The sequence below is a fragment of the Streptomyces sp. NBC_00209 genome, from assembly GCF_045206345.1.
In the GTDB taxonomy this organism is placed as follows: domain Bacteria; phylum Actinomycetota; class Actinomycetes; order Streptomycetales; family Streptomycetaceae; genus Streptomyces.
Genome location: NZ_CP108121.1, coordinates 300,374 through 326,916 on the forward strand (window position 1 = coordinate 300,374; position 26,543 = coordinate 326,916).

Genomic DNA, 26,543 nt, shown 5'->3' on the forward strand with positions numbered 1-26,543 from the left:
CGGCTGCGCGGCCGGCCCCGGACCCCGTGACGAACACCCGGACCCCGCACCTTTTCTGACATGTAGTCATGTCGAGTGGGGCCCGCAGTCCCGCATCCGGGCCGTTTTGTCCGGGGGTATCGCGCCGTCTTCTTCCGGATCATCCCGAAAGGCCACCGGCCGTGCGTACCCACCAGCACCGTTCTCCCGTCACCGCTCTCACCACCGTCCGCAACCTGGGCATCCTCGCCCATGTCGACGCCGGCAAGACCACCGTGACCGAACGGATCCTCTACACCACCGGCACCACCCACAAGCGCGGTGAGGTCCATGACGGTACGACCATCACGGACTTCGACTCCCAGGAGCGCGACCGGGGGATCACCATCTTCGCCGCGGCCGTCAGCTGCACCTGGGACGGTCACCGGATCAACCTCATCGACACCCCGGGGCACGTCGACTTCGCCGACGAGGTCGAGCGTGCGCTGCGGGTGCTCGACGGCGCGATCGCGGTGTTCGACGCGGTGGCCGGGGTGGAGCCGCAGAGCGAGTCGGTGTGGCACCAGGCGGACCGGCACTCCGTCCCGCGCATCGCCTTCGTCAACAAGCTGGACCGGGCGGGCGCGGACCTGGACACGGCGGTCGGCTCGATCCGGGACCGGCTGCACACCGTCCCGCTCGTGGTGCAGCTGCCCATCGGGGCGGAGGACGCCTTCCGCGGGGTGGTCGACCTGGTGCGCATGCGCGCCCTGGTGTGGGCCGACGGCGCCGAGGCGTACGAGGAGGGCGCGGTGCCCGACGGGCTGCGCGAGGAGGCGGCCCGGCGCCGGCGGCTCCTGGAGGAGGCGGTGGCGGAGCTGCATCCGGCGGCCCTGGAGGAGTTCTGCGTACGCTCCGAGCTGTCGGCGCGGACGCTGACCGGGGCGCTGCGGGACCTGACGCGGACCGGTGAGGGGGTCGTGGTGCTGTGCGGTTCGGCGTACCGGAACCGGGGTGTCGAACCGTTGCTGGAGGCGGTCGTCGCGTATCTGCCCTCCCCTCTTGATGTGCCGCCGGTACGGGGCATGCTCGACGGGGCGGTGCAGGAGCGGTCCGCCGATCCTCAAGGGCCTTTCGCCGGGCTGGCGTTCAAGGTGAACGCGACCGCGACGGGTCGGCTGACGTATCTGCGCGTGTACTCGGGAACGATCCGGAAGGGGGAGACGGTGCTGGACGCGACCACCCGGCGCGGTGAGCGCGTCGGGCGCATCCTGCGGGTCCAGGCGGACCGGCATGTGGACGTGGACGCGGCGGTCGCCGGGGACATCGTCGCGGTCATCGGACCGAAGGCCGTCCGCCCCGGTGCCACGCTGTGCGCGCCGGGCGCCCCGCTGGTCCTGGAACCGCCGACGGTTGCCGACCCGGTCGTGTCCGTGGCGGTGGAGGCGCGGCGGAGCACGGACACGGAGCGGCTGATGGCCGCGCTGGTCCGGCTGGCCGAGGAGGACCCGTCCCTCGTGGTGCGGACGGACCCCGAGACCGGTCAGACCGTTCTCTCGGGTATGGGCGAACTGCATCTGGAGGTGGCCGCGGAGAAGGTCCGCCGCGACCACGGTCTGGACGTCCGGGTCGGCCGGCCGCAGGTCGCGCACCGGGAGACGCTGGTGCGCGGGGTGTCCGGGCTGGTCTACCGGCACGTCAAACAGGACGGCGGGGCCGGGCAGTTCGCGCACGTCGTCATCGACGTCGAACCGCTGGAAGCCACCGGCGGCGAGGAGGCGGCGGAGTTCGCGTTCGGTTCGGCCGTCGTCGGTGGCCGGGTGCCGCAGGAGTATGTGCGGGCGGTCGAGGCGGGCTGCCGGGACGCGCTGGCCGAGGGGCCGCTCGGCGGGCACCCGGTGACCGGGGTGCGGGTGACGCTGACCGATGGCGCGACGCATCCCAAGGACTCCTCGGAGATGGCGTTCCGCACGGCGGGGCGGTTCGCGCTGCGGGAGGCCCTGCGGGCGAGCGCGATGGTGCTGCTGGAACCGGTGGTCGAGGTGACGGTCACCGTGCCCGGTGACGCGGTCGGCGGGGTGCTCGGCGACCTGGCCGCCCGGCGCGGCCGGGTCTCCGGCTCCACCACGCGGGGCGGGGCGGCGGTGGTCACGGCGACCGTGCCGCTGGCCGAGCTGTTCGGATACGCGACGCGGCTGCGCAGCCGTACGCAGGGCCGGGGCACGTTCACCACCCGGGCGACGGGGTACGCGCCCGCGCCCGCCGTCACGGCCTCCGGGACCGGCTGACGGAAAGGTCCCGCCCGCCGTCGTGGCGGGCGGGACCTGTCGTCGTACGGGCCGGGGTCAGGCGACCGGGACCGGGAAGGTCGGGTACTCGACGCCGGAGACGTACTGCACGACCCGGATGACCTGGCACGAGTAGCCGAACTCGTTGTCGTACCAGAGGTAGAGGATCGCGTTGTCGCCGTCGACCTGGGTGGGGCCGGCGTCCACGATGGAGGCGTGGCGCGAGCCGATGAAGTCGCTCGACACCGCGTCGGGGGCGGTCGTGAAGTCGATCTGCCGCTTGAGCGGGGAGGTCAGCGACACCTCACGGAGGTGGTCGAGGACCTCGGCGCGGGTGGTCTCGCGGCCCAGCTTCAGGCTGAGGATGGCGATCGACACGTCCGGGACCGGGACGCGGATCGAGCTGCCCGTGATCGTCGCCTCCAGATCGGGCAGCGCCTTCGCGACGGCGGAGGCGGCGCCCGTCTCGGTGATGACCATGTTGAGCGGCGCGGAGCGGCCGCGGCGGTCGGAACCGTGGTAGTTGTCCAGCAGGTTCTGGTCGTTGGTGAACGAGTGGATGGTCTCCACGTGTCCGCGCAGCACGCCGTACTCGTCGGCCATCGCCTTCAGCGGCGGCACGATCGCGTTGGTGGTGCAGGAGGCGCAGGAGATGATCTGCTCGTCGGGCTTGATCATGTCGTGGTTGACGCCGTGCACGACGTTGAGGACGTCGCCCTTGCCGGGGGCGGTCAGCACGACCTTGGCGATGCCCGGGCGCAGGTGCTTGGAGAGGCCCTCACGGTCGCGCCACTTGCCGGTGTTGTCGATGAGGATGGCGTCATCGATGCCGTAGGCGGTGTAGTCGACGGTGGTCGGGTCGTCCGAGTAGATGACCTGGATCTCGTTGCCGTTGGCGACGATCCGGTTGTTGGCCTCGTCCACGGTGATCGTGCCCTGGAACTGGCCGTGGATGGAGTCGCGGCGCAGCAGCGAGGCGCGCTTGACGATGTCCTGGCCCGCTCCCTTGCGGACCACGATGGCGCGCAGTCGCAGGCCGTTGCCCGAGCCCGCCTTCTCGATGAGGAGCCGGGCGAGCAGGCGGCCGATGCGGCCGAAGCCGTAGAGGACGACGTCGCGCGCCTCGCGGCGCTCGATCTTGTTGTCCCCGGTGGCGCCGGCGACGGCCTCCGCGGTGAACTCCGCCGCGCTGAGGCCGCGGTCGTCGGCCTTGTGGGTGGCGGCGAGCATGCCGATGTCGATCTGGGAAGGGCCCAGGTCGAGGGTGGTGAGGGCCTGGAGAAAGGGCAGGGTCTCGGTGACCGAGAGCTCCGCGCCGTCGATCTGCCGGGCGAATCGGTGGGTCTTGAGGATGCTCACCACCGATTTGTTCACCAGCGAGCGGCTGTGCAGGAGGACGGTGACGTCCCGCTCGCGGTGCAGCTTCCCGATGATCGGAATCATCGATTCCGCGATTTCCTCGCGGTTCTTCCAGTTGGTGAACGCGTCGTCATTGACAGTCACAGGTTTATCTTTCGAGCTAGGCGGCGCTCATATGGTAACCAGACGATCATTCGACGCCTCACCCCGGCCCGGCGCCCCGCCCTCACTCCCCCACGCGCACCGGCCGCCCCGTGCGCCGCGAGCGGTCGGCGGCCTCCGCGATCAGCAGCGCCGCCAGGGCGTCGGCCCCGGTGCAGGGGCTGGGCCGCAGCCCCGCCGCGACCTCGGTGAAGGCCGCCATCTCGGCGACGTACGCGTCGTGGAAGCGGCTGAGGAAACCGTCGTACGGGGCCGTGCCGGACGGCGTCCCGTCGGTGGTGGTCCGCAGGGGCACGCGGTCGCCGTACCCGGTGGCCAGCGTGGCCCGCGAACCGGCGAGCTCCATGCGCGCGTCGTATCCGGCGCCGTTGTAGCGGGTGGCGGTGCAGCTGACGAGGGTGCCGTCGTCCAGCGTGAGGACGGTGACGGCGGTGTCGACGTCACCGGCCGCCGCGAAGGAGCCGTCGCCCCGGTTGGCCCCGATGGCGCTGACCTCCACGACCTCGCGCCCGGTGACCCAGCGCACGCTGTCGAAGTCGTGCACGGCGCAGTCCCGGAAGATGCCGCCGGACAGCGGCAGGTATCCGGCCGGCGGGGGCGCCGGATCGGCGGTGCACGCCCGTACGGTGTGCAGCCAGCCCAGCTCCCCGGCGGCGGCCGCGTCGCGCAGGGCGGTGTAACCGGCGTCGAAGCGGCGCTGGAAGCCGACCTGGAGCGGCACGCCGGAACCGGCGGTGCCGGCCAACAGGGCGCGGGTGGCTTCGAGGCCGGCGGCGACCGGCTTCTCGCAGAAGACGGGCACCCCGGCGGCGACGGCCGCGCGGATCAGCGTGTCGTGCACGGCGGTGGGAGCGGCGATCACGACACCGTCCAGGCCGGAGCCGAGCAGCCCGTCCAGGTCGCCCGCCCAGTCGGCGCCGAGCTTCCCGGCCAGCTCGCGGGCCTGCTGCTCGACGGCGTCGTGCAGGACGAGACGGTCGACGGCGGGCAGGGCGGCGAGGGTGGCGGCGTGGAACGCGCCGATGCGGCCCGTTCCGATGAGTCCGATGCGCATGCGCGGGTGCCTCCGGGGCGGATGGGGGCCGGCTGGCCGACGCTCCTGATCTTCGTCTTTGTATCGTCGCCGATCGCATCGGGTCAAGCATTTGTACTGACATATATACGTACTGAGCTGGCGCGGGCTTACGGCATACTGAGTACGTGGCACGACGTTCCGAGGAGCCCGGCATGGAACCGCTCACCAGGCTGATCACCATCGACCGGTCCAGCCCGGTGCCGCTGTACTTCCAGTTCGCGCAGCAGCTCCAACACCTCATCGAATCGGGCACGTTGGCGCCCGGCGCCCGGCTGGAGAACGAGATCGCACTGGCGGACCGGTTCGGACTCTCGCGCCCGACGATGCGTCAGGCCATGCAGCACCTGGTGAACAAGGGGCTGCTGTCCCGCAAGCGCGGGGTGGGCACCCAGGTCGTCAACAGCCGGGTCCGCCGACAGGTGGAACTGACCAGCCTGTACGAGGACCTGCAGCGCGAGGACCGCCGCCCGCGCACCGAGGTCCTGTCGTTGCGCGTCCGCCCCGCCGAGGGCCGGATCGCCGCCGCCCTCCAGCTCGAACCGGGCATGAAAACGGTCGAGTTGCGCCGCCTCCGGTACGCGGACGACGAGCCGATGGCCCTCCTGGAGAACCACCTGCCGATGGGAATGGCGGACCTCACCGAGGACGACCTGGCCGCGCACGGACTCTACGCGCTGCTCCGGCGCTCCGGCATCACCCTGCGCTCCGCCGAGCAGACCATCGGCGCCCGCCGGGCCACGGCGGCCGAGGCCCGGCTGCTGGCGGAGGGCCGCGGCGGCACCCTGCTCACCGTGGAACGCACGGTGCTCGGCGACGGGGGCCGTCCGGTGGAGTACGGCCGCCATCTGTACCGGGCGTCCCGGTACTCCTTCGAGATGACACTGACGGCGCCCTGACGCGCTCGGGCAGCCGTTGAAGCGGAAGCCGTCCGCGCTGTTTACATCGATGTACATCCGGCCCTACTGTTTCGCCGTCAGCAGCCCCACTCGGCCACCCCCCGTGCCCCCGTGCCCCCGTGCCCCGAGGAAGGAAGCCTGTGCTCTCCTTGCGCCGACCCCCCAGACCCGCATCCCGCCCCTCCCCCACGACGGCCGGTCGCCTCGCCCGCTGGGCGGCCCGTGCCGTCGCCCCGGTCCTGGCCGCCGCCATCGGCCTGTCCTTCGCCCCGGCCTCGGCCGCCCCCGCCGCCGCCTCCTCCGCCACGCCCGCCGTCGCCGCCGCCGCCAACGGCACCCCGCTGGGCAGCGGGACCGGTCTCTACCCCAGGGCGATCCGGCTGGAGCACAACGGCTCCGCCAACGGCCGGGTGCTCGCGAGCGTCGTCACCTTCAACGGCAACAACGGCATCGGTGCCATCCACGAGAGCACCGACGGCGGGGCCACCTTCCGGCAGGTGGGCGGCGTGGCCGATCCGGAGTCGTCGGGCGGGCAGGGCCTGTGCTGCTCCACCCTGTTCGAACTTCCGCGCCAGGTGGGCTCGTTGGCGCCCGGCACCCTGTTGTGGTCCGCCTCGTCCGGTGCGGACGAGCAGAACCGGCGCATGGCGCTGCGCGTCTGGCGGAGCAACGACGTGGGCCGCACCTGGTCATACCTCTCCACCTGCGCCACGGCGAACGGCACGGGCGGACTGTGGGAGCCGGAGTTCTCCGTCGCCGCCGACGGAGCGCTGGTCTGCCACTACGCCGACGAGACGGACCCCGCGCACAACCAGAAGCTCGCCGCCGCCCGCAGCTACGACGGGGTCACCTGGCAGGACCGGCGCAACACGGTCGCCAGCTCCTGGGAGCCGGACCGGCCGGGGATGCCCATGGTGCGCCGGCTGCCGAACGGCACGTACTTCATGAGCTACGAGATCTGCAATCCGGGCGGGCAGTACCAGTGCGTCGTGCACTACCGGACCTCGGCGGACGGCTGGAACTGGGGCGACCCCGCCTCGCTCGGCTACCGCCCGGAGACCGTGGACGGCAAGTACTTCCGCGCCGCGCCCACCATCGCCTGGGCGCCCGCGCCGGGCGGCGGGGCCAACGGCCGGCTCCTCCTGATCGGCCAGCAGCTCCTGAACCGCGACGGCACGCCCGCCGCCGACAGCGGCCGCACGATCCTCGCCAACACGGAGAACGGCACCGGCCCGTGGTACGAGATCGAGGCACCCGTGAAGGTCGCGGCACCGACCGCCACCTACTGCCCGAACTACAGCTCACCGCTGCTGCCCTCGGCCGACGGGCGCACCGTGCTGGAGATCGCGACGGACTGGGACGGCGACGTCTGCCGCCCGTACGTCGCCACCGGCCCGCTCACCGGCAGCGGTGACGCGGCCGGGGTGGCGGACGGTGCGCGCTACCGGCTGGTCAACGCCAACAGCGGCCAGTGCCTGGACGTCGCCGCCGACTCACGGGACGCGGGCGGCAACGTACAGCAGTGGACGTGCAACGGCCTCGGCCCGCAGGCGTGGACACTGCGGGCGCACGGCGACGCGTTCACGCTCGCCGGTGTCAACAGCGGGTACTGCCTGGACGTGGAGAACGGCTCCGCCACGCCCGGCGCCAACGTACGGCAGTGGTTCTGCAACGCGGCGACGGCCCAGGACTGGCGGCTGCAAAACGCCGGGCGGGGCTACTACCGCCTGGTCGTGAAGTCCTCCGGGCAGTGCCTGGACGTCTCGCAGGGTTCCCGTACGGCGGGGGCCAACGTCCAGCAGTGGACGTGCAACGGACAGCAGCCGCAGCTCTGGCGGCTCGAACGGGTCTGAGACCGCGGATGCCCGCCCCGATGAGGGCGGGCATCCGCGGGTCCGCCTCCGCTCAGCCGGCGTCCGTCTCCTCGATCGCGGCGGGCCGCAGCTGGGCCTCCCGGATGCGGGCGATGTCCAGCTTGGTGCCCCGGTCGAAGCGGTAGACGCCGTTCTGCTCCTGGAAGACGTCGGTCAGCTGGGTGTAGCAGTAGCCGAACATGTCCGGGTCCGCCAGCAGCGCACCGGTCAGACCGGCGAACCGCTCGTGGAACTCGTCCTCGGTGCGCACCCGGTCGCCGTAGCCCCAGGAGACCGTACGGTCCCTGCCCGACTGCTCCGCGGCGGCCTCCGGGTCCCACCAGATCCCACCGAACTCGCTGACGAAGTACGGCTGGCCCCGGTACGGCTGCGAGTACGCGGCGCCGTTCTCGTACGTGTTGACGAACGGCTCCCCCTTGGCGAGCCCGGAGACCAACTGCCGGAAGGCGGCCGGGTCCTGCTCGTAGGTGTGGGAGTCGTAGATGTCGGTCTCCAGGACCCGGTGGGAGTAGCCGGAGGCGTCGATGACCGGGCGGGAGGTGTCCATCGCCTTGGTGGCGAGGAACATCGCGCGGGTCACGTCGTCCAGCTGGGTGATCCGGTCGTGGAGCTTCTGGTACGTCTCGTTGAGCGGGCACCAGCCGACGATCGAGGGGTGGGAGTAGTCGCGTTCGACGGCTTCCAGCCACTGGGCGACGAAGGAGGCGTCGGGCCGCTGGTTGTCGCCGGAGGAGCCGCCGACCTCGCAGCCCCAGTCGCCGAACTCGCCCCAGACCAGGTAGCCCAGGCGGTCGGCGTGGTGGAGGAAGCGCTCCTCGAAGACCTTCTGGTGCAGCCGGGCACCGTTGAAGCCGGCCTCCATGGCGAGTTCGATGTCCCGGACCAGGGCCTCGTCGGTGGGAGCGGTCATCAGCCCGTCCGCGTACCAGCCCTGGTCGAGCACGAGGCGCTGGAAGCGGGGGCGGCCGTTGAGGAGGACGGCCTTGCCCCGGATGGAGACGGAGCGCAGGCCCGCGTAGCTCTCGACGGTGTCGGTGGACTCGCCGTCGGGGCCGATGAGTTCGAGGCGCAGCCCGTACAGGTGGGGGTCCTCGGGGCTCCACTCGCGGCGCCGGTCCTCCGGGAGGGCCAGGTACAGGCGGGGGGCCAGGTCGAGGTCGGCGCGGCCCTCGGCGCGGCAGACCTCGCCGGTGCCGTCGCTGAGGACGGCGCGCACGCGGTGGCCCGGAAGGGCGGCGGACAGGGGCAGTTCGAGGTGGAAGGCGCCGGCGGCCAGGTCCGGGGTGATGCGGGGGCGGCGCAGATGCGCGTCGGGGACCGGTTCGGCCCAGACGGTCTGCCAGATGCCGGTCGTGCGGGTGTAGTTGCAGTCGTGGTTGGCGTACTGGATCGCCTGCTTGCCGCGGGCCTGCGGTCCGGACTTCGGGTCGCGGGCGCGGACGGTGATCTCCACCTCGCGGCCGGCCGTGGCCAGGTCGCCGAGGTCGGCGGTGAAGGGGGTGAACCCACCCCGGTGGCGTACGACTTCGGCGCCGTCCACCCAGACGGTGGTGTCGTGGTCGACGGCGCCGAAGTGCAGCAGCACCCGGCGGCCGGCCCACTCGGCGGGCGGGGTGAAGCGGCGCCGGTACCAGACGGCTTCCAGGAAGTCGGTGTCGCCGACGCCGGAGAGCTCGGACTCGGGGGCGAAGGGTACGAGGATCTCACCGGTCAAGTCGCGTTGCAGGAGCCCGCGTTCGAGACCGCTGTCCCCCTGGTCGGTCTCGAACTGCCAGGTCCCGTTGAGGTTGAGCCAGTCGCGCCGTACGAACTGCGGGCGCGGGTACTCCGGACGGGGGACGGAGGGGGTGTGCACAGGTACTCCAGGTGGATCGTGGTGGCGGCCGGCCGGGAGACCGGCGCCGGGGCAGGGACGGTCGGCGGGGGTCAGCCGCCGCCGAGGCCGGTGGTGGCGACCGAGTTGACGATGCGCCGCTGGAAGAGCAGGAACATCACGATCAGCGGCAGTGCGGCCAGCAGGGCCGACGCCATGGACTGGGCGTACTGGATGCCGTACGCGTCCTTGACGGTGGCGAGGCCGACCGGGAGCGTCATGAGGTCCGGGTCGTTGGTGACGACGAAGGGCCACATGAAGTTGTTCCACGCGCCGATGAACACGAAGATCGCGACGGCGGCGACGATCGGCCGGGACAGCGGAAGCACGATGGAGGTGAAGACCCGCAGTTCGGAGGCGCCGTCGATGCGGGCGGCGTCCTCCAGTTCGCGGGGTATCGCGTCGAAGAAGCGCTTCAGGATGAAGACCATCATGGGCGCCACCACCTGCGGCAGGATGACGGCCGCGTAGGTGTCGACCAGGTGGAACATCGTCATCTGCTGGAAGAGCGGGACGATCAGCAGCTGCGGCGGGACCATGATCGCGCCGACGGTGACCGCGAGCAGCGTGCGGCGGCCGCGGAAGGTGCCGCGTGAGAAGCCGTACGCGGCGAGCGTGGAGACGGCCGTGGTGAGCAGGGTGACCAGGACGGAGATCAGCAGGCTGTTGAAGGCCCAGGTCGGTACGTTGCCGCGGTCCAGGATCTGCCGGTAGGCGGAGAGGGTGAAGGCTCCCTTGAACGGCGAGAGGCCCGACTTCACCACGTCCTGCTCGCTCTGCAGCGAGGTGGCGACCGCCCAGACGAAGGGCAGCAGCCAGGCGACGGCGAGCACGGTCAGCGCGGTCCCGGCGAGCGCCCGGGGCAGCCGTCCGTGACCGAGCAGCAAGGGCGAGCCGGACTCCTCGCGCGGCCGGCGCGGGCGGCGCACGGGGGTGGAGATGGCGGACACGGTCAGCCCTCCTGACGGAAGAAGCGGAGTTGCAGGACGGAGACGACGATGACGATCGCGAAGAAGATGTAGCTGACCGCCGAGGCGTAGCCCAGCCGGTATCCGGTGAACCCGACGTCGTAGACGTACTCCAGGATCGGGCGGGTGGAGCCGTTGGGGCCGCCCTTGGTGAGGATGTAGATCTGGTCGAACACCTTGAGGGACGCGAGGACTTGGAGCATCGCGACCAGCACCGTGGTGTGGCGCAGCTGCGGCAGGGTGACCGACCACAGCCGCCGCCAGGCGCCCGCGCCGTCGAGCGCGGCGGCCTCGTCGTACGTGGTGGGCAGCGACTGCAGGGCGGCCAGGTAGAGCAGGAAGTTGAAGCCGGCGGTCCACCAGACGGTGAGGGCGGCGACCGACCACATCGCCACCGACTCGTCGGAGAGCCAGCCGACGGGCTCCATGCCCAGCGAGGTCAGCAGCTGGTTGCCGAGGCCGATGTCGGGCTGGTAGAGCCACGTCCAGATGAGCGTGACCACGGTGACCGGCAGCAGGTACGGGGCGAAGTAGGCCAGCCGCCAGACCCATTGGCCGGCCAGCCCGCTGTGCACGAGGAGTGCCATGCCGAGCGCGACCAGGACGAGCGGTACGCACGAGATGACGGTGAAGAGGACGGTGTTGCCGAGGCTGCTCCAGACGTCCGGGTCCCCGAACGCCTCGGTGTAGTTGGCGAATCCGACGAACTCGGTGCCGCGGAGGCTGAGCGAGGCGTCGGTGAGGCTCATCCAGAGGCCCTGGACGACGGGCCAGACCAGGAAGAGCGCGAACACGACCAGGAACGGCAGGACGAACAGCCCGCCGCCCCGGGTCAGCGAGCGGCGGCGCCGGGGCGCGGCCGTCGTCGCGGAGGGTGGCTGCGGGGGCGCCGCGGCTCCGGCGGGCGCGGTGGTGGTCACGATGCGGCTCCTTCGGCTGTCGTCAGGCGACCGGGTTGGGCCGGCGCAGCAGCGTGTCCGCCTCACGGACCATCTGCCGTACCGCGCTCTCGGCGGAGGTGTTGCCCAGCAGCGCCGACTGGAGCGGCTGGCACATACGGTTCTGGAAGTTGCCGCCCGCTCCGGCGAACCAGTTCGGCGGGTCGAGTACGGCGATCTCGCCGGCGGCCGCGTAGGACGACTGGGGGTCGAGCTTCGCGTACTCGGGGCGGGCCTGCACCGGCAGATAGGCGGGGATGTGGCCGGCGCTCGCCCAGGTCAGGCTCTGTTTGACGATCTCGGCGATGTACCGGTGGGCCTGGCGGCGGCGGGCCGGGTCGGGGTCGTCCTGGTGCGGCAGGACGAAGCTGTGCGAGTCGGCGTAGACGGCCGGGCGGGCGAAGACCTGGGGGAAGGGAGCCGCGCCCAGGTGCTTGATGCCGGACTTCCGGAACGTGGGCAGCTCCCACTCCCCCGCCATGATCATGCCGCCGCGGTCGTCCATGAACGCGGCCATCGCGCCGTTGTAGTCGAGGTTGTTGGGGTTGGTGCGCCCGTCGAAGAGCTGCTTCATGAAGGTGACGACCTTCACCGCGGCATCGATGTCGATCTTCGGCGGTCCGCCGTCGGGCAGCGTGAAGGAGGCCCCGGTCTGGGCGTACAGCGCGGCGAACTGGCGCCAGCTCTGGGCGGTGTCGGTGACGTGCCCGAAGAGCACGCCGGACTTGCCGGTGATCTCGGCGAGCTTCTTGCCGGCGTCCAGGAAGGCTTCGGGCGAGCCCATCGGCGCCAGGTGGCCGGAGGAGTCGAGCAGTCCGGCCTTGTCGGCCACGTCCTTGTCGTAGAAGACGATGAAGGGGTGGACGTCCAACGGGACCGCGTAGACCGTGCCCTGGTGCTGGGCGCGCTTCCAGACGGCGGGCGCGAAGTCCTTCTCGCTCACGCCGAATTCGGCGAGGACGTCCAGGTCGAGCGGGTCGAGCAGACCGCCCGGGGCGTATCCGGCCAGCCGTGACAGGTGGAGCACGGCGACGTCGGAGGCCCGGCCGCCCGCCGCCGACATGGCGAGTTTCGTGTAGTACGAGGGGCCCCAGTCCAGGATCGTGCGATCCACGTCGAAACCGTCGGGGCCCTTCGAGACGGCGGCGATCATCTCGTCCATGAGCATGCCGTCGCCGCCCTGGAAGAGGTCCCAGACCTTCAGCGCGGACGCCCCGCCCGCGCTGGCCGGCGAGGCGCAGCCGGTGAGCGGGCCCGCCGCCAGCAGCGCGGCCGCCCCAGCCGTCCCGTAACGCAGCAGTCCGCGGCGCCCGATGGCGGGCGGGCGGCCGGGGTCCCGGGGTCCGGGCAGTCCTCGTGCGGGAGGTGCAGAGTTCATCACTGACCTTTCGACGCCGGACGACGTGCCCGGCCGACGGCAGGCGCCATCGGCACGGCAGCCATCGGCCGCCCGTGCACATCGGGGGTGAGCCGCGCCGGTCTCCCGGTGCGGTGACCTGTTTTTACATCGATGTACATTGGCTGTAAAGAGCTGGGTCATCACCTGTGCCGGATGCACCGCCCATCGGTCCGGGGCCGTCGGGGGGTACGGCATAGACTCGGTGCGTACCGAGGGTGGGGAGTTGCGGGTGGCACGACCGAGGATCAAGGACGTCGCACGGCACGCGGGGGTGTCGGAGAAGACGGTGTCCAACGTGCTCAACGACTATGTGCACGTGTCCGACCGCACCCGGCGCGTGGTGCAGGAGGCCATCGACCACCTCGGCTACCGCATCAACCTCGCCGGCCGCCATCTGCGCAGCGGACGCACCGGCATCATCGCCCTGGTGGTGCCCGAACTCGACGTCCCGTACTTCGCGGAGCTCGCCCGGCATGTCGTCCGGGAGGCCGAAAAGCGCTCCCTGACCGTGCTGATCCACCAGTCGGGCGGCGACCGGGAGCGGGAGAAGGCGGCCCTGGCCGGTTTCGGCTCGGACTTCGTGGACGGCGTCATCCTCAGCCCGCTCGCCCTCGCGCCGGACGACCTGCGCGCCCATACCGGGCCGCCGCCGACCGTCCTGCTCGGCGAGCTGCTCAACGAGGGCGCGGACCATGTGGCGATCGACAACGAACGCGCGGCCCGCGAGGCCACCGAGCATCTGCTCGCGCTGGGCCGGCGCCGCATTCTCACGGTCGGCGGCCGGGACGACGGCTGCGTCGGTACGGCCCAGGCCCGCACCCGCGGCTTCCGCCTCGCGCTGTCCGGGGCGGGCCTGCCGTACGACCCGGCGTCGCTGCTGCCGGTGGAGGCGTTCCACATGAGCGACGGTGCCGACGCGGTCCGCCGCGTGCTGGCCGCCGGCGCCCGGCCGGACGCCCTGCTCTGCCTGAACGACCAGCTGGCGCTGGGTGCGCTGCGCGCGCTGCACGGTTACGGGGCGCGGGTGCCCGAGGACGTGGCGGTGATCGGCTTCGACCATGTGGAGGGCGGCCGCTTCAGCGTGCCGTCCCTGAGCACGATCGCCCCGGACAAGGAGGCGGTGGCCCGGGTCGCGGTGGACCTGCTGGTGCGCCGCGTCGAGGAGGCCACGCGCCCGGACGCCACCGGCAGCCCGGCCGCGGAGTGCCCGCAGGACCGGGTGGTGGAGCACCGTCTGGTCCTGCGCGAGTCCACGGAGGGGGTGGCCGGGCGCGACGGGGTGTGGTGAACGCCGTGGTTCAGTCCGTGAGCAGCCGCTCCAGGGTCCGCCGGAGTGCGGCGCCGCCCTCGAAGAGCTCGGCGGTGAGCCCGAGTTCGCGGGCGGCCCGGACGTTGGCTTCCCGGTCGTCCACGAAGAACGCCTCGCCGGGGACGGCCCCGAGCAGCCCGAGCGCCCCCGCGAAGGCTTCCTCGGCGGGCTTGGTCGCCCCGAGCCCGCACGAGAACGCGAGCACGTCGAAGCGGTCGTCTACCTGGGGCAGCCGCTCGGGCAGCCCGGCGCGCAGCAACGCGTCGTTGTCCGTGAACAGGGCCGTCGGCCGGTCCCGTACGAGGTCGGCCGCGGCAAGGACCTCGGGGTCGGGCTCGAACGCCCCGCACCAGATGCGGCGCAGCTCCCCGGCCGTACCCGCGAACCCCAGCCGCCGCCTGATCTCCCCCTCCACGTCATCGGCGCTGCCCTGCCCCCGGTCCCAGGCCGCGATCAGCCCGGAATCGTAAAGCTCCGACTCGACGCGCCGCGCGGAAAGCCCACACGCGATCCCGAGGAGTTCCAGCCGCCGCTCACGGTGAAAGCGGCAGACGACGCCACCAAGATCGAAGAGAAATACCCGAGGCTTCATGCGCGGCAATCTAGCCCTGTCCGGCGGACCACGGGAAGTCCGCTCCTGGTCCATGTCGCGGTCGCCGCGTGGGGCCTCGCATTCGGCGGCCCTCCGAGCCAGGGAGCCGTCGCTCAGGTCCGCGTCGACCCTGGAAGTGCCCAGCGAAGGTGCGCGGGCCGGTGCGACGGTCACGGAACGACGGCGCCCGAATGACCGAGGGCCGGTTCTGGATTTCTCCAGAACCGGCCCTGATCCACGACTGTCACCAGTCGGGACGACAGGATTTGAACCTGCGACCCCTTGACCCCCAGTCAAGTGCGCTACCAAGCTGCGCCACGTCCCGATGCCCGCCTGACCTGGGGTTTCCCCCTGGCTGAACGCGCATGAGAACAATACCGCACTTCATCGGGTGGTCACGAACCGCTTTCGCGGTGCTTGCGGAAAGTGTCCGCACGGGCACCCTCAGTGGATCAGCACCTGGGAGAGGGCGACCCGGCCCGTGCCGGTCTTCACGATCCGGACCGTACGGGTGCGGCTGTCCAGGTCCACGACGGTGGGACGCAGGGCCTTGCCGCTGACGTGGACGGTGCCGTCGTCGGTGACGATGTCGAAGTCGGCCGTCGTGGTGGAGGCGTCGTTCCAGACCTCGACCTGGCGGATGTGCCGGGTGGCTCCGAGGTCCGTCTGCCACCAGGCGCCGTCCTCGGCGAGGGTGCGGGTGTCGGTGCTGGTGTCGGCGTCCAGGGCGAGCGCGGCGGTGGCGGTGCCGTCCGTCGAGGACTGGGTGGCCGTGCCGGTGCGGGCCAGGTCGGTGCGCAGCTGCTCGACCGGGCCGCCGTGGGCACCGGCGCGGGCGGCGACGGCCAGGGCGGCGGCCGGGAGGCGGTCGAGGCCGGTGTGGTTGCCGGCCATGACGGAGCCGGTGCCGCCGAGGGCGGGGGCGGCGGTGTCGGTCCAGTTGCCGCGCGCGGTGTTCTGGATGCCGTAGTCCGCCCAGTTGGAGACCCACTTGTAGCCGATGCGGGTGATGACGTTGTTCTCGACCGTGATGTACGAGGACTGCTCGTCCAGGTAGATGCCGTTGCCGTCGCGCTCGGTGTTGCCGTACGCGGAACGGTTGATGTAGTTGCCGCCGACGACCGTGCCGGGCTGGGCGCCCTGGGTGTAGATGGCGCCGCCGTCGTGCTGCTGCTGGGCGACCTCCATGACGTCGGTGATGCGGTTGTTGGTCACCTTGTTGTCACGGAGGACGGACTTCTGCGCCTCGGGCTGGTTCCAGCCCCAGCCGACGGAGATCGCCGAGTACGGGAGGTGGTCCAGGCTGTTGTGGTCGACGGTGAGATCCGCCTCGTAACCGGCCCAGATGCCGACCGCGTCGGTGTACTCGACGCCGGTGCGGCCAATGGTGTTGTACGCGACGGTGTTGCGCTCCCCGGCGAGTGCGGGTTCCGGCAGGGGCTCGGTGTCGCCGACGTAGACCGCGCCCGAGGAGAGGTCGGTGAAGGTGGAGCGGGTGAGTGCGCTGTCCTTGGTACCGGCCTCCAGGATCGCTCCGGCGCCGCCGAGGTGGGTGAAGCTCGCGGTGTCGACGGTGACCCGTCGGCCGCCGCGCACGGTGAGCGCGGCGGCCGGTTTGGTGTAGTAGCGGCCCGCGTGGTCGACGGGGCCGGTGGCTCCGGTCAGGGTGAGACCGGCCTGCATCCCCGCGTAGCCCTCGTCGGTGTCGGGCTGCCGGTAGGCCGCGTACGCGAAGCCGATGCCGCTGACCGTGAGGTCGTGGGCGCCGTCCACGGTGAGCAGCTGTTCGGTGTGCGGGGTGACGGCCCGCGCGTGGCGCATGTTCTCGCCCTCGCGCGGGAGGTAGGTGACGGTACGGTCGGCGGAGTTCCACACGAACTCGCCCGGCTTGTCGAGGAGTTCGGCGGCATTCTCGAAGAACGCGACACCGCTGTAGCGGGTGGAGTCGACGGCGGTGGTGTCCCAGGCGGGGCCGGTGCGGTCGGTGCCGCTCGCGGAGTTGGTCCAGCAGGGCCGGGCGAAGGTGAGGGTGTCACCGCTGACGCCCGCGATCCGGCAGTGGTAGTTGCGCCAGCGGACACGGATGACGGCCTCGGCGTCCGTGGGGCGGGCCCAGTGGTCGATGCCGGTCGCGGTGGCGCCGGTCATGCCGTCGGCCGTGGCGTCGCAGGTGGCGGCGGAGCATGCCTCGCCGCGGGCGCGGGTGGCGCGGTGGCCGTCCACGAAGAGCTGGCGCGGGGTGACACCGGCGGGGACGGAGGCGGTCCAGGTGCCGTCGGCGTTCTCGCGCCAGCCGGTGAGGTCCCGGCCGCCGGAGAGGACGGGGTGGGCGCCGGGAGCGGCGGCCCAGGTCGTGCCGGAGTCGGCGGCGCCGAGCCTCAGGGGCGCGTCGAGCCGGTATGTGCCGTCCTTCAGGAGTACGCGGACGGCGCGGCGGTGTTCGGTGCGGGCCAGGTCGCGGGCGCCGTCCAGGGTGCAGGGGCGGGCGTCGGTGCAGGCGGAGCCGTGGCCGTCCGGAGCGGCGTACAGGGTGCGGGGCGCGGGCGCGGCTCCGGCCGGGGCGGCGAGCAGGGCGGTCAGCAGGGCGGCGGTGGCGGATGCGGCGGTGGCTCGTACGACGTTCAGGGGGCGGTTCACGCGGTGGCCTTCCAGTCGGGGTGGCCGGGCATGGGCGGGTTGACGGCCCCGAAGAGCCAGTCGCACAGGAACGGGTCGAGCGAGCGGTCGTGGGTGATGTCGACGGTGTGCCGGATGAACTCCTGGGAGGTGTACGTGGAGTCCTTGAAGCGCTTCACCCACTCACGCATCACGGTGTCGAAGGAGCGCCGGCCGATGCGCTGGTTCAGGGCGTAGAGGACGAGGGCGCCGCCGTCGTAGATATTGGTGCCGCCGAGCCCCTTGGGCAGTCCGGGCGGGCCGTCGGCGGCACGGACGGCGTCGAGCGTCTCGTACACGGTCTTCATCTTGTCGGCGAGGACGGACCAGCCGCGCTCCTCGCTGTACAGGCCGGCGTAGTAGACGGCGGGGCCCTCGTTGAGCCATGCCTGCTGCCAGTCGTCGGGGGTGACGGAGTCGCCGAACCACTGGTGGACGAGCTCGTGGACCATGGTGGTCTCGTAGCCGGGCTGCCCCTGGGCGTTGAGCTTGAACCAGTTGGTGCCGAAGAGGGACAGCGTCTGGTTCTCCAGCGCGTCGGTGTAGCCGTCGTAGATGTGCACCCCGTAGACGGAGAACGGGTAGCGGCCGAACTTCGCCTCCAGCCACGCCAGATGGTCGGCGGTACGGGCGACGATCGGGGCGTACGTGTCCTCTTGGCCCCGGGGCACGATGTGGCGCAGGGGCAGGCCGCGGTGGCTGCTGCCGTAGAGGTAGGTGCCCTTGACCACGGCGATGCCGATGAGCTCGGTGGCCATGCGCTCGCGGAGCGCGAAGTGCCAGACGGTGGAGCCGTCCGCACGCGGTGTACGGTGCGTCAACTCGCCGTTCGCGGTGGCGACGTAGCCCTCGGGGGCGCTGATGTGGAAGGTCCACGTCGCCTTGTCGGAGGGGGTGTCGTTGCAGGGCAGGAAGGTGTCGGCGCGGGAGGACTGGGCGGCCGAGGCGAAGCCGCCGTCGCTGCCGAACCGCCAGCCGGTGAGGCTGGTCCGGGGCGCCTGGCCGTTGCCCCGGTAGCGGATCTCGGTGCTGAACGCCTGGTGGTCGCGGATCGGGCGGGCCGGGGTGACGGTCAGCTCCTGGCCGCTCTGGCCGGCGGTGAGCTCCCAGGTGGCGGGGCGGCCGGCGACGGTGACGGCGTCGATGGTGTGGCCGTCGGTGTCCAGGTTGAAGGCGGACAGGTCCTGGGTGGCCCGGGCGTCGATCCTCACCGTCGCGGTGAAGTCGTACGTCACCGGCGTGAAGTCGAAGGTCAGGTCGTAGTGGCTGACCTCATAGCCGCCGTTGCCGAGCGTGGGGTAGAGCGGGTCGCCGACACCGGCGGCGCCGGGTTCCGGGTGGAAGCCGTGCGACCGGGCGGCGGCGGGCGTGCCGAGAGCGGGGACGATGACGGCTGCCGCCGCCGCGGCGCCGCCGAGTGCGAGGACCGAGCGTCGGGTGGTCACCTAGATCCTCCCAGGATGCCCCGTCCTTCAGGGCGGGGAGGAATGGGTCCTCGGGGCGGAGCCGCGAAGCGGCGGAGTTCGCTGCACATTGGTTCTGACCTGCACTCTCTTTCGTTGTCAGTGGGGGCTGTTAGGTTGCGGATCATGGCGACGACAGCAGCGGCTGGGCGGGGTTCCGGGCTTGCCCGGTACACCTTCCGGCTGCGTGTGTCGTCGACCGCGCTCGCCCGGCTGGAGGCGGAGTGGGCGCGGTGTCGGTGGGTGTGGAACGAGTGCGTGGCGATGTCCCGCAAGGTCCACGCCGCAAACCGCGACGCCGCCGAGAAGACGACGTGCGGTCCGGCGCAGCTGGACAGGTTGCTGACCGAGGCGCGGCAGGCGATGTCCTGGTTGCGTGAGGGTGCGTCGGTGCCGCAGCAGCAGACCATCCGTGACTTCGCGAAGTCCCGGGCCAAGGCGGTCAAGGACGTCAAGGCGAAGGTGCCAGTGCGGCGGCGGGCCGGGACGCCCCGGATCAAACGCAAGCGGGACGCACTCCCCACGTTGAACTACACGCAGCGCGGGTTCCGTCTCAAGGACGGCCGCCTGCACGTGGCGGGCGGCATCGTCCTGACGGTCGTCTGGTCCCGCGAGCTGCCGTCCGAACCTTCCTCCGTGCGGGTGTACCGGGACAGCCTCGGACACTGGTACTGCTCGTTCGTCGTCGCTGCCGAACCCCAGCCGCTCCCCACCACAGGACGTGTCCTCGGCGTGGACTGGGGCGTGAAGGAGACCGCCACTACCACATCCGACGCCCACGACCTGCCCCACCCCGAACACGGCAAGAACGCGGCGCGGAAGCTGGGCCGCTATCAGCGGCTGATGGCCCGCCGCCGCCCCGCGCGCGGACGGGCAGCATCCAAGGGCTACCGCAAAGCCCAGCGGCAGGCCGCGAAGCTGCACAAGAAGGTCGCCCGGCAGCGACAGGACACCGCCCGCAAGTGGGCCAAGGCGGTGGTCCGCGACCACGACGCCATCGCCGTCGAGGACTTCCGCCCGAAGTTCCTGGCGAAGACCACCATGGCCCGCAAGGCCGCCGACGCCGCTATCGGCGCCACCAAAGCCGCCCTCATCGAGATGGGCCGCAAGCACGCACGGGACATCCGTCTCGTGCACCCCGCGCACACCACCATGGACTGCGCACAGTGCGGAGCGAGAACCAAGCACGCACTACCTCTTTCGGAACGTACCTACACCTGCACCGCGTGCGGAGCCGTGTCCCCCAGGGACAAGAACTCCGCGCGCGTGATGCTCGTCCGGGCTGGTCTCAACCCGGCTGGTGCCGATCGTGTAAGAGCCGGTAGACCGCAGGTCCCCAGCCAACGTGAGCCAGAAATCCCCGTCCTTCAGGGCGGGGAGGATGTCAATTCTTCCCCTTCTGGAAGGCTTCCTCGAACTCGCCGCGGGCCTGCTCGCCGCCCTTGGCCAGGTAGTCCTTGACCAGCTGGTCGTAGGCGGACATGGGCTTGCGGCCGGAGATGATGTCCTTGATGACGTCGCCCTTGAGCGTGCCGAGGCTGCCGGCGCTCTTGGAGTCCCAGGTGGGCGAGGAGTACCGGAGCGTCGGGTCCGGCAGCATCATCGGGATCATCTTGGTGAAGGCGTCGTGGACGTAGCGCACGCCGTCCTCCGAGTCCGCGCTGAAGACGGCGGGAACGGCGGACGCCGTCATCCTCCAGGGCACGGTGACGTCCTGGGTGCCCCGCTTGGTGAGCGCCGGGTTGCCCTTGGCGTCGCGGGTGAAGTCCTTGCCCTCGACACCGAAGTTGATGAGGGTGTACTCCAGGCTGCCGAACGGAGAAGCCGCGAAGTCGGCGAACTTCAGAATCTCCTTGACGCGGTCCCCGGACGCCTTGGTGATGTGCGTGTTCTGCAGCGCGACGTTGTCCATCCAGGTCACGGCGTCCTTGCCGACGGGCACGAACGGGCGCGGGTCGAACTTCTTGTTGATCGCCTTCATCGTGGCGACGTAGCCGACACCGGGCGCCAGGTAGCTGGGCATGCCGTCATAGACGTAGGCGCCCTTGCCGTTCTTGAACATGTCCGTGTACTGGGCCTTCTGCGCCCCGGACATCTGGAGGGTGCCCGGGTAGAAGCAGCCGGCCTTGTACAGCGCACGGGCCGTCTCGACAGCCTTGCGGTGCTCCGGGGTCTCCAGGTCGGAGGTGAACTTGCCGGTCTTCTCGTCCAGCCGCCACGAGGCGGGGGCGCCCGCCGACATGGCGAGTACCGTGGTGACCCCGGCAATGATCGCGTACCGGTCCTCCTTGGGCCGGGTCAGCTCCTTGCAGACCTCGACGAAGCGGTCCAGGTCGGTGATCTGGTCGAGGCTCGTGACGCCGACCTCCGCGAACAGGTCGTGCCGGTAGAAGCCCGCGCCGCCGGTTCCGGAACGGGCGATCGGGATGCCGTAGAGCTTGCCGCCGAAGATCCCGCCCTGCCAGGCGGCCTCCGGGATGGCGGCGAGGTTGGGGTAGTCCTTGACCGCGTCCCCGGCGAGGTGCGGGGTGAGGTCGGCGCACTTGGCCTGGAGGAAGGCCGCCTTGTTGTCGACGCCGCCGCTCTCCGGGTACATGAAGAGGTCCGGCAGGCTGTCGCTCGCGACCATGGTGGAGAACTTGGTGCTGTAGTCGTCGGAGGGTACGCCGGTGATGTCCACCCGGGCGCCGAGCAGCTTCTCGATCTCCTGCCAGGCGACGTTCTTGCCGCGCGAGGGCGGCGGCGGGGAGAACGTCTCCATCGTGGCGCTGATCGTCTTCGCGCCCTTGAGCGGTGTGCCCTTCGTGGCCCGCAGCGGCTTGGCCGGGTAGTTGAAGAAGCCCTGCGGGACGCCGGCCGCGGTGCCTTCCAGGTCGGGCTTGAGGCCGATGTTGCGGACGGCGCTGTGCGGGAGCAGGGACGCGCTCTTGGCCTCGGCCTTCGCGGTCGTGCCGCCGTCACCGCACGCGGCGAGCAGGGGGGCGGCGGCCAGTCCGAGACCGACGCCGGCACCCAGGCGGAAGAGCGCTCTGCGGTTGATGGGAGTGGAGCTCGACACCTGAATCTCCTTGTGAGAGGGAAGGGAAGGAGTGGGGGGCGGCGGCTGCGCTCAGCCCTTGACGGCTCCGGTGAGCACGCCCTTGGTGAAGTAGCGCTGGAGGAACGGGTAGACGCAGAGGATCGGCACGACGGCGATCACCAGGACCGCCATCTGCACCGCCTGCTGCGGGGCGAGCGCCTCGCCGGACGCGGCCGAGTCGAGGCTCTGCCCCTGGAGGACGTAGGTCCGCAGCACCATGGGCAGCGGCCACTTGTCGGAGTCGTTGAGGTACAGGAGCGAGTTGAAGAAGGCGTTCCAGTACGTCACCGCGTAGAAGAGGCTGATCACGGCGAGGACGGCCTTGGACAGCGGCAGGACGATGCGGACCAGGATGCGGAAGTCGCCGGCGCCGTCCACCTTCGCCGCGTCGTACAGCTCCTCCGGCAGGTTCATGAAGAAGGACCGCAGGACGACCAGGTTGAAGGCGCTGACCAGGGTGGGCATGACGAGCGCCGCGTAGGTGTCGTACAGGCCGAGTCCCTTGACCAGCAGGAAGTTCGGGATGATGCCGGCGTTGAACAGCATGGTGAACAGGGCCGTCATCAGGATGAAGCGGGAGCCGGTGACCTCGCGGCGGGAGAGCCCGTACGCCATGCCGACGGTGACGAGCAGACTGGCGAGGGTGCCGAACACGGTGATGCCCACGGAGACGATCAGGGCCCGGCTGACGACACCGCCGGTGAAGATCGTGCGGTAGGCGTCGAGGGTGGGGTGGTCCGGCCACAGGACGAGGCCGGAGCTCTTGATGATGTCGGTCTGCGAGGCGAAGCTCGTCCCGATGACGCCGACGAGCGGATACGCGACGGCGAGGACGACCACGACGACGGCGACGGCCTTCGCGGTCTGACCGAGGCGGGTCGGGCGCTCCATCCACGGCGGACGGCCGTCGGACTTGCGCATGGGGGCGGGCGGGGACTTGGGCGCGGCGGTCCGGGCCGTGGCGCGCGTCTTCTCAGCGGTCAGCACCGCGGTACACCCCTTCGTGGCCGAGTCGGTGGGCGAACTTGTTGGCGCCCAGCACGAGTGCGGTGCCGATGACCGCCTTGACGAGTCCGACGGCGGCTGCGACGCCCCAGTCGTTGTCCTTGATGCCGTGGTAGTAGACGTAGGTGTCGAGCACCTCGCCGGCGTCCGGTCCGACCGCGTCGCGCTGGAGCAGGATCTGCTCGAAGCCGACGGAGAGGATCTGCCCGAGGTTGAGGATGAGCAGCAGGATGAGCACGGGGGCGATGCCCGGCAGCGTCACGTGCCACAGCCGGCGCCGGGGCCCGGCTCCGTCGATCGCGGCTGCCTCGTACTGCTGCCGGTCGATGTTGAGGAGGGCGGCGAGGATGATGATCGTGCCCCAGCCGGCGTCCTTCCAGGCCACCTGCAGGGTGAGCAGCCACGGGAAGGCGTCCGGGTCGCTCATCATGTCGTAGCGGGGCAGGCCCATGCTGCCGAGGAAGTCGGGCAGGACGCCTGCGCCGCCCAGGATCTGCTGGAAGATCGAGACGATGATGACCCAGCCGATGAAGTGCGGCAGATAGACGACGCTCTGCACGAAGCGCCGGATGCGGTCGCTGGCGATGCTGTTGAGCAGCAGGGCCAGGGCGATGGGCACCGGGAAGAAGAACACCAGCTGGACGAGGGCGATCTCCAGCGTGTTGAACGTCGCGCTCCAGAAAGCCGGTTCGCTGAACGCGGTGGTGAAGTTGGCGAAGCCCACCCAGACGCTGTGCATGTAGCCGAGGTACGGCTGGTAGTCCTGGAACGCCACCACGTAGCCGAGCAACGGCACGTAGTGGAAGACGATGAAGTAGAGCAGGCCGGGCAGGGTGAGCAGCAGCATCACCCGGTCGCGTTTGAGCCGCTGCCCGAGCGTGAGCCGGTGCGGGGCGGCGAGGGCCGGGCCGGGCGGCGAGGCGGGATCTTCGCCCCGCTTTCGCCGCGTTCGCCGCTTTTCGCGCGGCAGCGGAGGTGCTGTGTCAGCCATGGTGGGTCCTGTTCGGCTGGGGTGGCGCGTGGTGTGCCTTCTGCGGCGGCAAGTTAGTAAGCGGTTAACCCAAGCGTCAAGGGATCCGGGTGAACGTCTTCAACAGTCGTCGACCTCAGGAGCTAATTCCGGGGCGGCAAATCCCAACAAAGCCTTCCCAGTTGCCCATTCTGGCCGGTCTTGCGCTTGACGGTCGGCCGTGGACCTCCCTAGCGTGCCGGTCATTCGATAGAACACGATTACTATCCGGAGGCAGGGTGCGAACCACCGAAGAGGCGCCGGCCCGTTCCGGCCCCGGGGCAGCGGATCCGCCCGGGAGGCGGCCGCGCACGGTTCTGGTCATGAGCACGGGGCTGCTGGACGACGTCTTCCCGCCCGCTGTCCGGTCGCGTCTCGAGGAGACCGCCGAACTGCTCGATCCGGCGGTGATCAGCGAGTTCGACTCCCCCACCGCCGCCCGGGCCCTGTCCGTCGCGGAGGTGCTGCTGACCGGCTGGGGCTGTCCGCCCGTGGACCCGGCGCTGCTGGACCGGGCGCCCGCGCTGCGGGCCGTCGTCCACGCGGCCGGCACCGTGAAGACGTTTCTGTCACCGGCCGCCTTCGACCGCGGGATCGTCGTCTCGTCGGCCGCCGCGGCCAACGCCGTACCGGTGGCCGAGTTCACCCTCGCGGCGATCATCATGGGCGCCAAGCGGGTGTTCCCGTTCGCGGGCCTCTACCGGGCCCGCCGCACCCATCGCACCGCCGCCGACCTGGACCGCCACCACTGGCTCGGCACGCATGGTCTGACCGTGGGGGTGGTCGGCGCCTCCCGCATCGGCCGCCGCGTGATCGAGCTGCTGCGGACGGCACTGGACGCGGAGATCCTGCTGCACGACCCGTACGTGAGCGCGGCCGAGGCCGCCCTCCTCGGCGTGACCCCCGTCGACCTGGACACCCTCGTGGCGACGAGCGACGTGGTGACCCTGCACGCCCCGGACACGCCCGAGACCCGGAACACGATCGACGCCCGCCGGATCGGCCTGATGCGCCCCGGGACGCTGCTCGTCAACACCGCGCGCGGCCCGCTCGTGGACACCGAGGCGCTCACCCCGCACCTGGTCAGCGGCCGGCTCGACGCGGTCCTCGACGTCACCACGCCCGAGCCACTGCCGACCGGCCACCCCCTGTGGGACCTGCCCAACGTGTTCCTGACCCCGCACCTGGCGGGCGCCCAGGGCAACGAGGTGGGGCGGCTCGGCGCGCTCGCCGTGGACGAGCTGGCCCGGTACGCGCGGGGCGAGCCGTTCGGGCACCCCGTGCACCGGGCGGACCTGGGGAGGATCGCGTGACCGCCCTTCCTCCGCGGGCTCCGGCACCGCGGCGGACCGCACCCGCCACGGCACTAGGCTCGTCGTCACACAACAGTCTTCAGGGGGTGAGCCGGATGCGCCGGCAGAGCACGGCCGGGGACGGACAGCGGCGGGCGACGGTCACCGACGTCGCCCGGCGCGCGGGCGTCTCGACGGCCACCGTCTCACGCGTCCTGAACCGCAACTACCCCGTCGCCGAAGCGACCCGGGAGCGCGTCGAGTCCGCCATGCGCGAGCTCGGCTACGTGGTCAACGCGCACGCCCGCGCCCTGGCCGGCGTCTCCAACCGCACCGTCGGCATCATCGTCAACGAGGTCATCGACCCCTTCTACGCGTACATCGCGCGCGGGGTCGAACGGGAGGCGGCGCTCGGTGGACGGCTCTGCCTGGTCTGCTGCACCCAGGGCGACCCGCAGCGCGAGCTGGCCTTCATCGACCTGATGCACGAGCGCCGGGCGGACGCGGTCGTGGTCGTCGGCGGCTCCCTCGCGGACCGGGGCTACACCTCGGAGCTGGCCCGCCGGGCGCGCGAGCTGGACGCGGGCGGCTCGAAGCTGGTCCTGTGCGGCCGGCCGCCGCTCGGCGAGTCCGCGCCGACCGCCGCCGTGGAGTACGACAACGAGGGCGGTGCCTTCGCGATCACCGACCACCTGCTGATGCAGGGTCACGAGCGCATCCTCTACCTCGGCGGTCCGCCCAAGCTCTCCACCACCCGCGACCGGCTCGCCGGACACCGCCGCGCCCTGGAGCTGCGGGGTGTGCCGGTCGATCCCGAGCTGGCCCAGCCGGGCGCCTTCAGCCGCGGCTTCGGGTACCGGAGGATGGCCGAACTACTGCGGAACGGACCGGAGTTCACCGCTGTGTTCGCGGCCAACGACATGGTGGCGGCCGGTGCGGCACAGGCCCTGGAGGAGGCGGGCCTGCGGGTGCCCAAGGACGTCTCGCTGGTGGGGTACGACGACATCCCGGTCGCCCAGGAGCTGCGTCCCCGGCTGACCACCGTCCATGTGCCGCTGGAGGAGATGGGCCGTCAGGCGGTGCGGCTCGCGGTGTCCGGCGGGGACGAGGACGACTGGCGGGAGCCGACCGCCGGGGCGCTGCGCCTCGGCACCCACATCGTGGTACGCGATTCCGTGGCGCCCCGGTCCGGCAGACGGCTCCGCAAGTGACCGGTTACTGCCCGCCTGTCCGCAGTTGGCCATAGAAAATCACAGTAACTTCCCGACTCCCCTTGCGGCTCTACAGCAACCGCTTACATGCTGACGGAGCACCCCCCCACCGTTCCGGACACCTTCGCCCCTCGTTCA

General features: G+C 71.2%; 19 protein-coding genes and 1 tRNA gene. 7 read left to right on the top strand and 13 right to left on the bottom strand.

What is annotated here, in order from left to right:
- The first annotated feature begins 161 nt into the window (after window positions 1-161).
- The gene (fusA, locus tag OG867_RS01420) at window positions 162-2,246 is read left to right on the top strand and encodes an elongation factor G (RefSeq protein WP_328903727.1); all 2,085 of its coding nucleotides are present in this window, start codon (window positions 162-164) and stop codon (window positions 2,244-2,246) included.
- 57 nt (window positions 2,247-2,303) lie between these two features.
- Here fusA and OG867_RS01425 read toward each other — a convergent pair whose 3' ends face one another.
- Entirely contained in the window at window positions 2,304-3,749 is a 1,446-nt protein-coding gene (locus OG867_RS01425; RefSeq protein ID WP_328903726.1) for a glyceraldehyde-3-phosphate dehydrogenase, read from the bottom strand.
- A gap of 82 nt (window positions 3,750-3,831) precedes the next feature.
- Window positions 3,832-4,821 (bottom strand): Gfo/Idh/MocA family oxidoreductase, encoded by a 990-nt coding sequence (locus tag OG867_RS01430; protein WP_328903725.1) that lies wholly within the window; start codon window positions 4,819-4,821, stop codon window positions 3,832-3,834.
- 173 nt (window positions 4,822-4,994) lie between these two features.
- On the opposite strand from OG867_RS01430, the gene OG867_RS01435 reads away from it, so the two are divergent.
- Both OG867_RS01435 and OG867_RS01440 read left to right on the top strand, forming a co-directional pair.
- The gene (locus tag OG867_RS01435; RefSeq protein WP_328904535.1) at window positions 4,995-5,738 is read left to right on the top strand and encodes a GntR family transcriptional regulator; all 744 of its coding nucleotides are present in this window, start codon (window positions 4,995-4,997) and stop codon (window positions 5,736-5,738) included.
- A 140-nt stretch (window positions 5,739-5,878) separates the two neighbouring features.
- Window positions 5,879-7,591: an RICIN domain-containing protein gene (locus OG867_RS01440; protein ID WP_406281796.1), complete on the top strand. Its 1,713-nt coding sequence runs from the start codon at window positions 5,879-5,881 to the stop codon at window positions 7,589-7,591.
- Window positions 7,592-7,643: 52 nt separating this feature from the next.
- Here the strand turns inward: OG867_RS01440 and OG867_RS01445 are convergent, their stop codons facing one another.
- The 4 genes from OG867_RS01445 to OG867_RS01460 all read right to left on the bottom strand — a co-directional run bounded on the left by OG867_RS01445 (window position 7,644) and on the right by OG867_RS01460 (window position 12,769).
- Window positions 7,644-9,467 carry a glycoside hydrolase family 2 protein gene (locus tag OG867_RS01445; protein WP_406281799.1) on the bottom strand — a complete coding sequence of 608 codons (1,824 nt, stop codon included), beginning with the start codon at window positions 9,465-9,467 and terminating at the stop codon, window positions 7,644-7,646.
- Window positions 9,468-9,538: 71 nt separating this feature from the next.
- Window positions 9,539-10,435 (bottom strand): carbohydrate ABC transporter permease, encoded by an 897-nt coding sequence (locus OG867_RS01450; RefSeq protein ID WP_406281802.1) that lies wholly within the window; start codon window positions 10,433-10,435, stop codon window positions 9,539-9,541.
- 2 nt (window positions 10,436-10,437) lie between these two features.
- Window positions 10,438-11,373, bottom strand: a complete 936-nt coding sequence (locus tag OG867_RS01455) for a carbohydrate ABC transporter permease (protein WP_406281806.1) — start codon at window positions 11,371-11,373, stop codon at window positions 10,438-10,440.
- A gap of 22 nt (window positions 11,374-11,395) precedes the next feature.
- Window positions 11,396-12,769 (bottom strand): extracellular solute-binding protein, encoded by a 1,374-nt coding sequence (locus OG867_RS01460; RefSeq protein ID WP_406281809.1) that lies wholly within the window; start codon window positions 12,767-12,769, stop codon window positions 11,396-11,398.
- A gap of 250 nt (window positions 12,770-13,019) precedes the next feature.
- On the opposite strand from OG867_RS01460, the gene OG867_RS01465 reads away from it, so the two are divergent.
- A complete protein-coding gene (locus OG867_RS01465; RefSeq protein WP_328903720.1) occupies window positions 13,020-14,078 on the top strand; it encodes a LacI family DNA-binding transcriptional regulator in 1,059 nt (352 codons plus the stop codon).
- 10 nt (window positions 14,079-14,088) lie between these two features.
- Here OG867_RS01465 and OG867_RS01470 read toward each other — a convergent pair whose 3' ends face one another.
- The 4 genes from OG867_RS01470 to OG867_RS01485 form a co-directional block, all read right to left on the bottom strand.
- Window positions 14,089-14,691, bottom strand: a complete 603-nt coding sequence (locus OG867_RS01470; protein ID WP_406281813.1) for an HAD family hydrolase — start codon at window positions 14,689-14,691, stop codon at window positions 14,089-14,091.
- A 251-nt stretch (window positions 14,692-14,942) separates the two neighbouring features.
- Window positions 14,943-15,016, bottom strand: a tRNA-Pro gene (locus OG867_RS01475).
- Window positions 15,017-15,135: 119 nt separating this feature from the next.
- A complete protein-coding gene (locus tag OG867_RS01480) occupies window positions 15,136-17,328 on the bottom strand; it encodes a right-handed parallel beta-helix repeat-containing protein (RefSeq protein ID WP_328903716.1) in 2,193 nt (730 codons plus the stop codon).
- The gene (locus tag OG867_RS01485; RefSeq protein WP_328903715.1) at window positions 17,325-18,791 is read right to left on the bottom strand and encodes a M1 family metallopeptidase; all 1,467 of its coding nucleotides are present in this window, start codon (window positions 18,789-18,791) and stop codon (window positions 17,325-17,327) included. The genes OG867_RS01480 and OG867_RS01485 overlap by 4 nt, the downstream gene beginning before the upstream one ends.
- Window positions 18,792-18,935: 144 nt before the next feature.
- Between OG867_RS01485 and OG867_RS01490 the strand changes: the two genes are divergently transcribed.
- On the top strand, window positions 18,936-20,270 hold the full coding sequence (locus tag OG867_RS01490) for an RNA-guided endonuclease InsQ/TnpB family protein (RefSeq protein WP_406281817.1): 1,335 nt from the start codon (window positions 18,936-18,938) through the stop codon (window positions 20,268-20,270).
- Here the strand turns inward: OG867_RS01490 and OG867_RS01495 are convergent.
- The 3 genes from OG867_RS01495 to OG867_RS01505 all read right to left on the bottom strand — a co-directional run bounded on the left by OG867_RS01495 (window position 20,194) and on the right by OG867_RS01505 (window position 23,884).
- A complete protein-coding gene (locus tag OG867_RS01495) occupies window positions 20,194-21,867 on the bottom strand; it encodes an extracellular solute-binding protein (RefSeq protein WP_406281820.1) in 1,674 nt (557 codons plus the stop codon). The genes OG867_RS01490 and OG867_RS01495 overlap by 77 nt on opposite strands.
- A 51-nt stretch (window positions 21,868-21,918) precedes the next feature.
- Entirely contained in the window at window positions 21,919-22,779 is an 861-nt protein-coding gene (locus tag OG867_RS01500) for a carbohydrate ABC transporter permease (protein ID WP_328904534.1), read from the bottom strand.
- Between the two features lie 82 nt (window positions 22,780-22,861).
- Window positions 22,862-23,884, bottom strand: a complete 1,023-nt coding sequence (locus tag OG867_RS01505; protein ID WP_328903712.1) for an ABC transporter permease subunit — start codon at window positions 23,882-23,884, stop codon at window positions 22,862-22,864.
- A gap of 341 nt (window positions 23,885-24,225) precedes the next feature.
- Here OG867_RS01505 and OG867_RS01510 point away from each other — a divergent pair, with 341 nt between their 5' ends.
- Both OG867_RS01510 and OG867_RS01515 read left to right on the top strand, forming a co-directional pair.
- Window positions 24,226-25,215 (top strand): hydroxyacid dehydrogenase, encoded by a 990-nt coding sequence (locus OG867_RS01510; RefSeq protein ID WP_328903711.1) that lies wholly within the window; start codon window positions 24,226-24,228, stop codon window positions 25,213-25,215.
- Window positions 25,216-25,310: 95 nt separating this feature from the next.
- Window positions 25,311-26,405, top strand: a complete 1,095-nt coding sequence (locus OG867_RS01515) for a LacI family DNA-binding transcriptional regulator (RefSeq protein WP_328903710.1) — start codon at window positions 25,311-25,313, stop codon at window positions 26,403-26,405.
- Window positions 26,406-26,543: the final 138 nt, after the last annotated feature.